The sequence below is a fragment of the Calothrix sp. UHCC 0171 genome, from assembly GCF_034931845.1.
Taxonomy (GTDB): Bacteria; Cyanobacteriota; Cyanobacteriia; order Cyanobacteriales; family Nostocaceae; genus Brunnivagina.
The window spans coordinates 318,962-332,542 of the sequence record NZ_JAYGHN010000001.1 but is presented as its reverse complement, the minus strand read 5'-3'; the positions used below and the strand labels follow the sequence as shown (position 1 = coordinate 332,542).

The window sequence follows — 13,581 nt, the reverse complement described above, 5'->3', positions numbered from 1 at the left end:
AGAAATATGAAAATACGCAATTCGACCTTCGCTTGGGGAAAGCGAACTTATATTATGGGTGTATTAAATGTTACTCCTGATAGTTTTAGCGATGGGGGTAATTTTAATACTATTGATGCTGCGATCGCTCAAGCTAAATCCATGGTCGATGCCGGTGTTGATATCATTGACATCGGTGGACAATCAACAAGACCGGGTGCCGAACAAATTACCCTTAGGGAAGAAATTAACCGAATTATACCAGTATTAGCAGCAGTGCGATCGCTGACAAATATCGCGATTTCTGTAGACACTACGCGGGCGGAAGTGGCAAGGGCGGCAATTGCATCTGGTGCGGATATAATTAACGATATTTCTGGGGGCACGTTTGAACCAGAACTATTAAAAGTTGTTGCGGATGCTGGCTTACCAATAGTGCTTATGCATATTCGCGGTACTCCTCAAACAATGCAACAGCAAAGGAATACAGATTATGAAGATGTTATCGCCGCAATTATTAGTTTTCTCGAGAAGCAAATCACAAAAGCCTTAGAAATAGGAATAGAAAGGGAAAAAATAATTATTGATCCCGGAATTGGATTTGCTAAAAACCTCGAACAAAATTTAGAGATATTTCGCCGCTTACCAGAATTACGTACTCTCAACTGTCCAATTTTGGTTGGAGCGTCGCGCAAAAGCTTCATTGGTCATATTTTAAACCAACCCAATCCCCAAGAAAGAATATGGGGAACAGCTGCGGCTTGTTGTGCTGCGATTTTCAAGGGTGCTGATATTATTCGAGTTCACGATGTCAAAGAAATGCGTGATGTCAGTTTAGTAACAGATGGCATCTGTCGGAGATAAGAGGATAAATAATAGCTTTTCTCTGAAACTTGGCAACACATAAATCTCTATGTCTCCCCATCCCCCCGTCATCTTTACCTTGTTCCACTCTCTACATTCAAAACTAAAAATGGTGCGTTATGCGACGCTAACACACCCTAATTTTCACTGTATTTAGTATCTAATCTACATTCCTAAGCAGTTGCTGAACCATTTTCACCAACATTGGTATTGGGATGATTGTGGCTAATTTCCTCAGCCCCTAAATCACCAATCATTTGACTGTAAGCTTCAGCATTGACACCAGGATTTAGGAAGACAATCTTAGCGTTGGTGCTAGCACTTAACTTTTGACTAGCTTCCACCTGTTCTTGTGCGACTAAATATTTTAAAATTTCCTTGCTTTCCGGATTGGTGCGTAATGCTTCTGCGAGGATTTGCATTGATGTTTTTGTGGCTTGGGCGCGTTTAATAGCAGCTTCCTGTTCCCCTTCTGCCGCAGTAATGGCAGCACGTTTTCTCATCACCGCAGCGTTTTGTTCTGCTAATGATTTTTGAACGCTTTCAGGAGGTGTAATACTTTGGATATCAACCCGAATAATTTCAATACCCCATTCCTTGGAAGCATCATTTAATGCTTGTAACAAACTTTTATTCATCTCGTTTCGAGATGCATTTACCTGTTCTAAAGTGCGTTCAGCTAGACTGGAGCGCAGTTCCACAGTTGCTAAGTTTGCCAATGCAATCTGGATATCATCAATTTTATAAAAGCTTTTCTCCATGTCCATGATGCGCCAGTTGACAACGCCATCGACTTCGACATAAACGTTATCAGCAGTAATTACATTTTGAGGTTTAATATCTAAAATTTGCTCCCTAGTGGTATCTTCCATCACCACGGAATCAAGCAGAGGCACAATAAAATTTAAACCGGGTCTTAGCTTGCGGTGGTAGCGTCCTAAACGCTCGACAAGGGCTTCATTCCCTTCATTAATCAGCTTGGCAGACCCTAAAGCATAACCTATAAGCACTAAAACTATAGCAATAACTGGTTCCATGTAATGGCTCCTACTGTATCTTGGGGGAAATTATATCGTTAATATGGCAACACGCAATACTTATTAGTGAAAGGGTAAAGTGGCAAGATAACAGGCTGAACACCAAGCATCACAGTCTGTACAGAAGTTATGTTTTGAACTTAGTTGAGCCGTATTCGAGTAACACGTAGATTGTCCTCTTAATTTGAGCCTAGTGATTCGCCAACCCAGAATTGACGGTTGAGATTGACTCGGAGAGAGGGAGACGCAAAGACGCGGAGATTGTTGTCCCGGTAAAGTTACTTTGGTGAACTACTAGTAAGTAGAGATTGTAACTTTAATCAATTAGCGATCGCCTTTAAAGACCATTTATAAAGTAAATATAAGTAAATATTAAGCATAGTTGTGTGGGGAAAGACCCAGCTTCTCATCAAAAAGTGAAGATAATGCTCGATACTTAAATCCAAGAAACCGGGTTTCCTTAGTATTAAAGTTTACTTTATACATAGCCTCGTCAGATGGTGACACCATCAGTGTATCGTGCTGCAATTATTAGCTTTTGCTCAGTCTGTGAAATAGATTGAAAATAATCATGATTAAATCATTTTGACAGCTATGTGGCAACTATCAATGTAGTGATTAAAGTAGTGATTAAATTTACTCTGGGGTAGAGGTGCAACAAACTGTCTCCCATTTCCCCTCCCTTTTATATTTTACCTTGCTGCATACTCTGCCCATTTTTTCAAGTTTCCTGGCAACTCTGTGACTAGCCGCAAGGGTAATTGTGGTGTCGAAAATGACTGAGCATAGCTAGATGATAAAAATGGCTGATATATTTTTGCGGTATCGGTTTGTTGCTGAATAAACGCCAAACTCAGACCACAAAGGATTTCGCGGAGGCTTTTGGTTTCCGTACCGCGCTTTTCCCTCGCTATATTTGTGGCGGCGTTGTGACGATACATGGGGTCGCCAATACTTAGGTGTGTACCCCCGATCGCAGTTAATAAATATTTACTATTACTCTCTTTTAGTTGCGTAAAAGGTGCAAATTGATGCTTGAGTGCAGGTGTGAGGGCATCCTCAGTTCCCGCCAGCATCAGGACTGGGGTATTAATCCGTGAGAGTCCATTTTTACCAAATAAATTACCAACCAGAGGATTGAGAGCGATCGCATTTTTGATTCTTTTATCTCTCAAGTCAAAATTTCCCTCTTTTAAACCAGTTGCCGCACATTGCAACCAATCTCCGGGTGCTTCGGCAATACCTAACGAATTGTTACAAAACTTGCGTAATGCCCCTAAATCTAATTTCCCTCCCACCAGAGCTAAGGCTGTATAACCACCTAAAGAATGCCCAATAATTGTGACATTATCAGTGTTTAATTTGCCTTGGAGTTGTCCAGATTGGGAATTTAGCTTTGCCAATTCATCAAGTAAAAAACTCACATCTTGAGGACGAGCAATAAATTCGTTTGCAGGTAAAAGTCGAGCTAAATCAGAATTATTCGCAGCACGATTCACCGCTAAAGCATTACTACCAGGATGTTCCATGGCAGCCACAGTTATGCCGTGGGATGCTAAATGTAAAGCCAGATATCTTAAAAACTGGCGATTTGCACCAAAGCCATGTGAAATCACCACCATAGGTTGTTGGGCTGGTGTTTGTATTGCTGTCTGCCCTGGGGCGCTACTCGAATAAACATCCACGGGAATTGTCCGATTTCTCCGACTATCCCGCAACACCAAACTCACTTCCTGAACTGTTTGATTTCCTGGTAATGCCGGATTCAGATTTTTTGGCAGTACAACATCATTTTTGGCAACTAATTCTTGTTCTAGCAAAGCTCCAAAAGCCTGACTTTGTAGATTTGCCGGATTAAAATCCAGCGATAAACTTACAGCTTTAGTCGCATCAACAGTAATATTTTCCCCCGGATACGATCGCAAAAATCCCAAGACGCTCAAACCATTTGCCCGACGCAGCGTTAAATTCAACGTATCCTTAAGACTTTGACTCGTACTGCCTGGGATGATTCCCCCTAAAGAAGAAATCAGCTGCTTACCTTGAGGAGTTTTTACCAATTCATCAATAAACTTGTCACCAATAGCCGGATTAACTTGAAACTTTTGATTTAACAATCCCCGCACTTCCGGAGTTAAAAATGACGAAAAAGCTCGTAATTCCTGCGGTAATTTCCCCGTTTTGGCAAAGTTCTCTAAATCGCTAATTTCCACCGTCTGCTGAAATGGACCTAATTGAATAATTACCTTTTCTGCTGCCTGCGATATCGGTGTTGCTACAGTCCAACTGCAAACTACACCCAAGCCACACAAAAACCCTTTAATCTTGTCAATGGGAAACTGCATAAACCCTGCCATTGTTTGAGAGAACTATATTAATTCAACTTAATATTCAACAAATATTAAACTACGCCATTTCTAATATCCGACCTTCCATACATAATTTTGTTCCAGATGTAAAATTGTGTAGAAGTGCTGCGAGTGTGTTTTAAATTTACCTGGTTAAAATTTTGCTTTGCGATCGCATTTTTATACATTTTTCACAACTCATCTCAATTACCTTTGTCTAAAAGCAAGTCCCAGGCAGTATTGTGTCTCGCGCAAACAAAGGCAAATGTAATTTTTTGATGATTCCGGATACACGGGAGATACTTACGTATAAAAGTTGAGAAAGATTATACTAAAATACAAGTAAAAGTAATATTTATAACCAGTATTATGGCTATGCGAGACGCAGACAAGGATCGTCGTAAAAATCGTCCTATCATTAATTCTTACTCATCGCAAGAATCAATGTCTTTTCATGAGTATAAGAAAATATTAATTAACGAGCGAGATCAAGCTCAACAAAAAGCAAAGGATAATGAAGAAGCGCTTACTCAAGCTCAACAAAAAATTGAAACTTACCAAAATGAGATAAAGGAGTTAAGAGAACGTGCTGCACAAAGTTACCAAAAATATCAGAACGAACAAAACAATTATCAACAGGCTTTATCTCTTTATAATAAGGAACAAGCAAAAATAAATGAATTAATTAGCCAACGTAGCGAGTGGGAGCAACGTGCAAAAGATAATGCTGTTGCTGCATCTAAATTAACTCAATTTCAAAAAAGCATCCAAACTTATGGAATTAAGGTAGAAGAGTTAGAGGAAAAAATTGCAGAAAAGGAATCACTTTATCTTCAGGAAAAAGAAAAATCTCAGGCAGCGACATCTCAACTTGTTCGATATCAGGAAAATATTCAAACCTATGAAATAGAAGTCAATGAATTAAAGGAAAATGTCGCACGCGAACAACAAAATTACCAGCAGGCTTTATCACTTTATGAAGAAGAAAAAGCAAAAGCTACAGAATTAGTTGCCAAATATGAGGAAATTAGTTCCGAGCGAGATAAATATGTAATATTGTATAACGAAGTAAAATCAGAACTTAAATTTGAACGGCGCTCTAAAGCTGGGATTAAAGGTTGGGAAACTCGTCGTAAAAAGGAAAATGAAAAGTTAAAAAAAGAAATTTCCGATATGGTTGTGCTGTTGCGTGAATCCCTAACCAGTAAGGATGAAGCGATAAATAATCTCTATATTGTTGCAGAGAGGATGGATAGAATTCAATCTTTGGTGGATTCGGTGGAAGAAGGAACAACAAATAGCCCTGTGGGAGTCATACAAAAGTTTCAACGTATTTGGCTTGCTATTAAAGAGATACTTTCAGAATAAATAAAAGTATTATTATGCGAAAAAAATCTGCATCAACTGCGGAGAATAAAGGTAAAACAAAATTAGGAGATAAAATTCGTAATATTGCCGATCGCCTGAAACAAGAGACTGAGGTACAAATAAAAGCTACTTCTCGCATTTTAGGGGCTGCTGCTCAAATTTCTGAGAATCATGAAAAACTTATTCATGAGGTAGTTGAGATGGTTGAGGAAGACATTGAGCGACAACAGCAAATGTATCAAACAAATATTTATCAAGATAGTCCTCAAGATATTTATCAAGACATTTATCAAAATATTTATACAGTTGAGATTCTCAAGCAAAAGTTTAAAACATTACGCGAAGCCAAAGAAAAATTACAAGTAAAAGCCGTAAGTTGGGAATCCCTAGTTAACAAACTAAATTCTTCATCTTCTCCAAAGATTTTACCTGAAATCAAATCTCAGTCAGTTCATAATTCAGAAAGTGATATTCAGGAAGAAAATGAAGGATTAAAAATTTATTTAGAAGCAGATGTTGCCAAAATATTTCCTAATTCTCAATCAGTAAATGAAGCTTTGCGTTTTCTGATTAGAGTGACTAATCAAAATTATTATGGAACACTCTGATGAATTTCAAAACATCTTTAATCAACTTCTATAAATAGAAACTCATGCCCCTGGTAGAGTGAAACGTATTGGCAAATGGCAAATATACTGGTTATGATTACGGCTATGTTTTCCCAATCGCAATTACCCAAAAAACAACGGTACAGTTAAGTTTTAGTCTGGATGAACAACAGCATGTTTATTCTCAATAATTAAACGAAAAATTTACCATTTTCAGAAAAAAGCAACAAGTCAACCCTCTGGATTTACAAGTTATATTTCTGGCTGTATGATTTTGAATATTTTGAACCGAAAATAAAAATTATATTTAGATATAAATTTTGGCTCAAATAAATCCATAAAAACTATATAAAACTATATATTTTTTATTTTAATTTATAATAATTTACATCTAGCAAGGTATCTGGCAGGTTAAATTTTTCCAAGTTGACATATTTTAAGTAAATAAGGTATGCTATATTGCTGCTTAAAATATAAAAAAAGCTATACTAGGCTTAAAGTATGTCAATAGTCTTTCAGTAGCTTAAGCTAATGTTACCTAATTGATGCCTAGATGTTGCTTTTCTGTTGTTTATTCATGAGGTGAATATGGCAAAGCGCCGTAATCCGAAAAAAGAAAAGGCGCTACGGAACCAGGCTTATGCCCGCAAGTTTCGTAAACGGACTACTACAGGAAGAATGAATCGAAGATTCCAACAACGATCGCCTAAGAGTGAAGAGGAAGAGGGTGCAGCATCGGATATGGGTGCTGCTGACTCATAATTTTGCTCAGTATTTAACTCTAAAGCTGTTTTATAGTTGTTTTATCAATTGGGGCGTACATTTTATTTGTACGCCCTAAGTTGTTTTATTCAATTTTCGCTTTTGCTTAAATCTCAGTAGTCATGTGGGAACGAGCATGACTAAGTGCTGTGCTAATTTGACTAAAGCCCGTGCCTCCATAACTATTACGTGCGGCAACTACTTGTCGAGGCGAAATTGCTGCGTAAATATCTGCTTCAAAGGCAGTATGTAATTGTTTCCATTCCTCCACAGTCAAATCTTTGAGGAGCTTTTGAGAGGCAATGCAGGTTTTGACAACTTTGCCGACAAGATTATAGGCTTCCCGAAATGGGACACCCTTGGCAGCTAAATAATCAGCAACATCAGTAGCATTAGAAAAATCTTCGCAAACTGCTTCCGCCAAGCGCTGAGTCCGAAATTCCAAACCTTCACGCAGGAGAATAGTCATTGCTTCTAAACAAGCTTTGACTGTATTGACGCTATCAAATAAGGCTTCTTTGTCTTCTTGTAAATCCTTGTTATACGCCAAAGGTAATCCCTTCATCATTACCAATAGTGCTTGGAGATGACCAAAGACACGACCTGTTTTTCCCCGTACTAGTTCTGGCACATCTGGGTTTTTCTTTTGGGGCATGATACTGGAACCCGTCGCACAGCTATCTTTGAGGATGACAAAGCGAAATTCTTCGCTTGCCCAAAATATTACCTCCTCAGAGAGGCGACTGAGGTGAACCATGATTAGACTTGAAGCGGCGAGAAATTCGATGGCAAAATCACGATCGCTGACTCCATCGAGGCTATTTTCATAAACTGCATCAAAGTTGAGTAATTGAGCGCTATAGTGGCGATCGATGGGGAAAGTCGTTCCCGCCAAAGCTCCGCAACCCAGAGGCGAAATATTTACCCGTCGCAGCACATCCCCCAACCGTTCCCAATCGCGCTGTGTCATTTGAAAATATGCCAGTAAATGATGTGCCAAGCTCAGGGGTTGAGCGCGTTGTAGGTGCGTATAACCAGGAATGAGAGTTTCAATATTTTGTTCGGCAATATCGAGTAAAACTGCTTGAAAATCCCGTAATTGCTGACGAATTTGCTGAATTTGCTCACGGAGATACAGACGGGTATCAGTACCTACTTGATCATTACGGGAGCGGGCAGTATGTAGCTTTTTACCAACATCCCCAATAATTTCCGTTAATCGTCGTTCCACAGCAAAGTGGACATCTTCCGCGTCAATACCGGGATGAAAATTACCTTGACGGTATTCTTGACGAACCTGTTCTAAACCGGAAACGAGTTTTTTGCCTTCTTCGAGAGAAATGATACCAGTATGTGCCAGCATTTTTGCATGAGCTTGCGACCCTGTGATATCGTACTCAATCAATTCAATATCAAAATTAATACTTGCGTTAAAGCGAGCGATCGCGGGATGTAATGCCGATTCAAATCGCTGGCTCCAAGTTTGTTGCTGAGTCATAGATGCTGATGTTGGGATGGGAATGGGTAAAGGGTAAAGGATAAAGGGCAAGGGAAATGCCAAATACCCAATCAACCATAACTAGTTAGATTCCGAATCATATAGCCAATAACCAGACCAATCAACAGTGCCCAAGCTTGTCCAGTCTGTACAAAGTGCGAAAATGACTTTTGAATTTGACCTAAAACATTTGGATCGTTGATTGTTTGGGCAAAGATGGTGAAATCGACAGGAGGCTGTCCGATAAATTGAAACACCCAATCGCTAATTAATTCCATATCGCCTCAAAATACTCAAAATTGTATGGTTAAAAACAATTGACACTTAAAATTCGGGAAATATGAGAAGTTAAGTATAAATCCGCAAGACAAAAGTCAAGAAGATAACTTTAATGTCATAACCTCAACTGGTTACTAATGTCTAGGGGATGGACATTGCAAATTGGTACAATATCATTTCTGCAAAATCTGGCAACACATAAAATAAATCTCCGTGTCTCTCCATCTCCGCGTCCCCGCGTCACTATCTATTACTTTCTTAGCGAGTGATACCAATCGTTAATAAAAAGCTCAAAGTAAATGCAGCTAAAGGTAGCCAATTTTTTATGAAAAAATTCATAATTATGTGCTTGAGTCAGGATGAATTTGCGGTTTGCACCACAGTCTTAACCCCACTCCTGTGATGATGCCAACCGCAATTTCTCGGCTGTTCGCAAAATTTGCCCTGCCAACACAGCCGCACCAAAACCATTATCTATATTGACTACGCCAACACCTGCGGCACAGGAGTTTAACATGGTTAAAAGTGGTGCCAGTCCGCCAAAGCTAGCGCCATAACCAATACTTGTAGGTACAGCAACCACAGGACAATCAGCTAAACCGGCAACCACACTCGGAAGTGCCCCCTCCATACCCGCGACAACGATTAACACCGATGCGGATTCGAGAACGTGGCGGTTGTCAAGTAAACGATGGATGCCAGCAACTCCCACATCCCAAAGTCGCTGCACAGGAAAGCCAGACAGTTCAGCAGTGACAGCTGCTTCTTCGGCGATGGGTAAGTCAGCAGTTCCCGCCGAAATTATACCGATTATGCCAGTATATTTAGCTTCTATCGTCGGGGGAGCGATCGCGCAAATTCTTGCCATTTCGTAATATTGTAAGCCGCGAACTTTGGGCTGTAATAAAGCATAGACATCGGGGTGGATGCGTGTTGCCATAACTACAGGGTTTCTTTCCCGCATGACTTGCATGATGTGGGCAATTTGTTCAGGGGTTTTACCCTGTCCCCAAATTACCTCTGGAAAACCAGTTCTGAGTTCGCGATGGTGATCAATTTTGGCAAATTCTCCCACAGATTCATAAGCGAGATTTTTGAGTTGTGCAAATGCGCGATCGCTCGATATGTCACCTTTGGCAACAGATTCGAGTAAATGTCTTAAATTTTTGTCATTTGTCATTTTGTAGATGATTACTGGTTAATTACGAATGGCGAATTATCTATCATCTATTCTTTCACCTTCAATTCATATTTGTTCCACAATGTTGCACCTTGAGAACCGAGTGCGGAGAATTTGACATTTTCCAGACGATTTCGCACTGCTACTAGGGATAAGGGAGTCACCAAGTATATCTCAGGTAAATATTCTTGAGTTATTTGCTGTGTTTTTGCGTAGATTTCCTGACGTTTATTATCATCTAATTCCTGTGCGGCTTCGATATATAAACGTCCAATTTCTTCTTCCCAATCACTCACTTTTCTATCTATTAATATTTCCTGTCCTCGTTGGGGCTGTTGATTAAAAGTGTGAGAATTTCCATCTGGAGACCACTTGTTTGCGCCATCATTTGGTTCTAAGGAACCCGTAAAGCCCAGTAAATAACATTCCCAATCTAATGTTTCATTTAACTTCCCAACAAGGGTATTAAACGCAATTGGCTGAAAATTTACTTTGATGCCAATTTTTTCTAAATCTGTTTTGATTTGTGCTGCCATAGTCACACGAGTTTTGTTTTCCACATTCGTCATTAAAGTAAAGCTAACGCGATTTCCATCAGCATCTAATAACTGGTTTTTGGCATCATATTTAAAGCCTGATTTGACCAGTAATTGTCTAGCTTGGTTTTGATTATATTCGTAAACTTTTAAACCTTTTTCTGGCGATAAATAATAGGGGCTTTGGATATCAATTGGAGAATTATGTAATTCTCCCAAGCCACGGAAAACATTATTAATCATTGTTTGCCTGTCAATCGCATGGGCGACGGCACGACGAAAATTAACATTATTAAACCAACGTGATTTAATGGGGTCAACTATCGGCTGCCCGTTCTTTCTTTTGCCTGTATTTAAATTAAAAGATATAAAAGTTTTACTAAAGGCTGGTCCACCATTATAAACAGAAAAATTACCACGTTTTTCTTCATTCTTTAACAAAGAAAAGTTTTCCGGTGACACAGTCAGAGTATCTAAACCACCGGAGCGAAATTGCAACACCCCTGTATCTGTGGATTCGATAATTTCCCAAACAATTCTTTCTACATAAGGTAATTGTTGACCTTGGCTGTCTTTACGCCAATAATAGGGATTGCGGCGAAATATAATTCTTTGACTAGGAATATATCTGTCTATCATATATGGTCCATTTACCACTATCTCTTGAGGATTTGTACCAGTTCCCCAAGTCGATAAAAATAATGGATTCCCATTAGCATCCTTAGTTTTAGTCGTTTTTTCTAAAATATGTTTTGGTAAAATGCCGACACCATCAGGTGCGCCTGTGGTGGAAAATAAAAATGGTGCAAATGGTTCTGGAAATATAAATTCAACTCGACGATTATCAATTTTACGAACTTCAGGGAAGACACGATTTTTACCAATTTTGAGTGTATCTTGCCAACTGGTAGGGATATTTTGGTTAAAGGCAATATCTTGATAAGTAAAAATTACATCATCTGCCGTTAAAGGTTGACCATCTGACCATTTCAGATTTTCACGTAGAGTAAAAGTAATTTGCTTTTTATCGTTAGAAATTTGCCATGATTCTGCTAATGCTGGTTCAATTTGTCGCGTCACTCCATTAATTGTCGTTAAACCTTCGGCTGTGAATAAAAAAACGTTGGGAAATTCTTCGTTGAGAGCAAAATTAAAAGTTTTGGGGTCGCCTAATGTTGTGGTAATCCACTGGGAAACTTGAGCTGCTTTGGTTTTAAAGTTACTCGGATTACAACTGGTAATGGCGAATTGGAAAAATATCAAGAGTGCAAATATTAAGGCAAATGCACTCCATTTACGGCGAGAACCTGATAATGCGTTAATCATGGGAAAGGGGGATATTTTGTGCTGCAATTTAAGCTAGTTGAGATGGCTGTCTATTATACATGCTTTGATTGGCACAAAAAAAAGAGGTGGGACATCTGGGTTTGTGTTTCCCACCTCTGATATTATGTCTGGTTGAATACTTATGATTAAGACTGACTTAAGACTGACACGGAGACTTAGAGACGCGGAGAAATTTTGATTGTAAGTGATTAGCCGAAAATGATATGCACTTAACATATTTTTGACAAACATGAATCCACTTCTATCTAAGTATTCCCTGGATAGACAGTGGTTTCCATATCTGCGGTTAATTACTCAAAAACAAGAAGTTGAACTGCTAGTTGTAAAAATTCTAGAAACTATCTGGGGAAAAAATTAAAATTTTCCTGCATGTCTCGTCTAGCCGAATGGGAAGGATTAAAGCCATCATTGCGGGCACGTCGGCGCAAATCCCCCACATCAGGAGATGCATTCACAGCATCTTCTATTTTAATTTTGCCATTGAGCATTAACTCGCACAGTGCTTGGTTCATGATTTGCATACCCTCACTGGTGTTATTTTCCATCAGTTGATAGGCTTCAATCTCTTCACCTTTAAGTAAATAATCTTGCATTGCTGGAGTATTCAGCAAAATTTCCATCACAGCTGTACGACGTGTGTTTGTTGTGGGGATTAACTGCTGGGCTATAACTGCCACCAGCGAATCTACGATTTGCACGCGCATTGCTGCTTGTTCTTCGGGATTATAGATGTTTAACAAGCGATTTATCACTGCGATCGCATTTTTTGTATGTAGTGTACCCAAAACCAAATGACCAGTTTGGGCAGCCTTCAGGGCAGTATCAACGGAAATGCGATCGCGCAACTCGCCAATTAGGATAACATCAGGGTCTTCCCGTAACACCGATCGCAATGCATCATGATATTCATGGGTATGCAAACCCACTTCTCGTTGACTAATCAAACTTTTTTGCGAAGTATGAACATATTCAATTGGGTCTTCAATCGTGACAATATGCTTGGGGGCGGTTTCATTCAAAAACCGTAACATCGCCGCTAATGTTGTGGTTTTCCCGGAACCTGTAGGACCTGTAACTAAAATTAAACCTTGTTTTTTGGTGACAATATCTTTGAGAACCGCAGGTAAACCCAAACCATCAATCGAAGGTACTTCGAGGGTAATCAGACGCAGCACCATCGCCCCACCCGTCAGAGTTTCAAAACAATTAACCCGACAGCGCAAAAATCCCGGATAAAAAATCCCCGTATCGAGTTCTTTCGTTTCCGCAAATCGCTGTCGCTGTAAAGGGGTGAGAATCTCGCTTAAAAATGCTTCAAAAATTTGCGGGGTAATGATTTCACCCTTGTTATAAAGCACCATTTGACTGCGAACTCGAAAGCGCGGTACTTCCCCAACACGAATATGTATATCTGATGCTTGTTGTTCGTAAGCATCACTCACCATTTTTTGGATAGTTATAAACCTTGCTTGCATTTGCACGAGCGGAATGGGCAGTAATTTGCTTGGCAAAGGCGGTGGCGGATTGCGTGTTGCTGGGGTTGATGAATGCAAAGTTTCTGTTGGTGGTAAATGCGTTGGTTTGTGATTTGGTAACGGGGACGTTACTGATTCGTCCATGACTACGATCCTTTTGCCAATTATCAATTAATGTAATTCAGAATATAAACATCGGTTTTGCCAATTCTTGACAACATCACTCCGTAACTTAACTGAATACAAAAGTTATGCTGTTGATTGGACAACCGTAAACTTACTGATATCTGTATTGATTAA

Annotated in this window: 12 protein-coding genes; 5 read left to right on the top strand and 7 right to left on the bottom strand. The window is 39.4% G+C overall.

The window, feature by feature from the left end; genetic code table 11:
* The first annotated feature begins 6 nt into the window (after window positions 1-6).
* Window positions 7-843, top strand: coding sequence for a dihydropteroate synthase (gene folP / locus VB733_RS01305; protein ID WP_323338307.1), 837 nt, complete (start codon window positions 7-9; stop codon window positions 841-843).
* Window positions 844-1,016: 173 nt separating this feature from the next.
* Here the strand turns inward: folP and VB733_RS01300 are convergent, their stop codons facing one another.
* Both VB733_RS01300 and VB733_RS01295 read right to left on the bottom strand, forming a co-directional pair.
* Window positions 1,017-1,880, bottom strand: a complete 864-nt coding sequence (locus VB733_RS01300) for an SPFH domain-containing protein (RefSeq protein ID WP_323338306.1) — start codon at window positions 1,878-1,880, stop codon at window positions 1,017-1,019.
* A 692-nt stretch (window positions 1,881-2,572) separates the two neighbouring features.
* Window positions 2,573-4,225 carry an alpha/beta hydrolase gene (locus VB733_RS01295; RefSeq protein WP_323338305.1) on the bottom strand — a complete coding sequence of 551 codons (1,653 nt, stop codon included), beginning with the start codon at window positions 4,223-4,225 and terminating at the stop codon, window positions 2,573-2,575.
* Between the two features lie 378 nt (window positions 4,226-4,603).
* Between VB733_RS01295 and VB733_RS01290 the strand changes: the two genes are divergently transcribed.
* The 4 genes from VB733_RS01290 to VB733_RS01275 all read left to right on the top strand — a co-directional run bounded on the left by VB733_RS01290 (window position 4,604) and on the right by VB733_RS01275 (window position 6,966).
* Window positions 4,604-5,596 carry a hypothetical protein gene (locus tag VB733_RS01290; protein ID WP_323338304.1) on the top strand — a complete coding sequence of 331 codons (993 nt, stop codon included), beginning with the start codon at window positions 4,604-4,606 and terminating at the stop codon, window positions 5,594-5,596.
* Window positions 5,597-5,610: 14 nt separating this feature from the next.
* Window positions 5,611-6,204, top strand: a complete 594-nt coding sequence (locus VB733_RS01285; RefSeq protein ID WP_323338303.1) for a hypothetical protein — start codon at window positions 5,611-5,613, stop codon at window positions 6,202-6,204.
* Between the two features lie 68 nt (window positions 6,205-6,272).
* The gene (locus VB733_RS01280; protein WP_323338302.1) at window positions 6,273-6,395 is read left to right on the top strand and encodes a hypothetical protein; all 123 of its coding nucleotides are present in this window, start codon (window positions 6,273-6,275) and stop codon (window positions 6,393-6,395) included.
* 397 nt (window positions 6,396-6,792) lie between these two features.
* On the top strand, window positions 6,793-6,966 hold the full coding sequence (locus VB733_RS01275) for a hypothetical protein (RefSeq protein WP_323338301.1): 174 nt from the start codon (window positions 6,793-6,795) through the stop codon (window positions 6,964-6,966).
* A 106-nt stretch (window positions 6,967-7,072) separates the two neighbouring features.
* Here VB733_RS01275 and argH read toward each other — a convergent pair whose 3' ends face one another.
* The 5 genes from argH to VB733_RS01250 all read right to left on the bottom strand — a co-directional run bounded on the left by argH (window position 7,073) and on the right by VB733_RS01250 (window position 13,425).
* Complete coding sequence (argH, locus tag VB733_RS01270) at window positions 7,073-8,464, bottom strand: argininosuccinate lyase (RefSeq protein WP_323338300.1); 1,392 nt, start codon at window positions 8,462-8,464, stop codon at window positions 7,073-7,075.
* A 71-nt stretch (window positions 8,465-8,535) separates the two neighbouring features.
* The gene (locus tag VB733_RS01265; protein ID WP_323338299.1) at window positions 8,536-8,742 is read right to left on the bottom strand and encodes a hypothetical protein; all 207 of its coding nucleotides are present in this window, start codon (window positions 8,740-8,742) and stop codon (window positions 8,536-8,538) included.
* 386 nt (window positions 8,743-9,128) lie between these two features.
* Window positions 9,129-9,923, bottom strand: a complete 795-nt coding sequence (larB, locus tag VB733_RS01260; protein ID WP_323338298.1) for a nickel pincer cofactor biosynthesis protein LarB — start codon at window positions 9,921-9,923, stop codon at window positions 9,129-9,131.
* A gap of 47 nt (window positions 9,924-9,970) precedes the next feature.
* Complete coding sequence (locus tag VB733_RS01255; protein ID WP_323338297.1) at window positions 9,971-11,785, bottom strand: ABC transporter substrate-binding protein; 1,815 nt, start codon at window positions 11,783-11,785, stop codon at window positions 9,971-9,973.
* A 359-nt stretch (window positions 11,786-12,144) separates the two neighbouring features.
* Window positions 12,145-13,425 carry a PilT/PilU family type 4a pilus ATPase gene (locus VB733_RS01250; protein WP_323338296.1) on the bottom strand — a complete coding sequence of 427 codons (1,281 nt, stop codon included), beginning with the start codon at window positions 13,423-13,425 and terminating at the stop codon, window positions 12,145-12,147.
* Window positions 13,426-13,581: the final 156 nt, after the last annotated feature.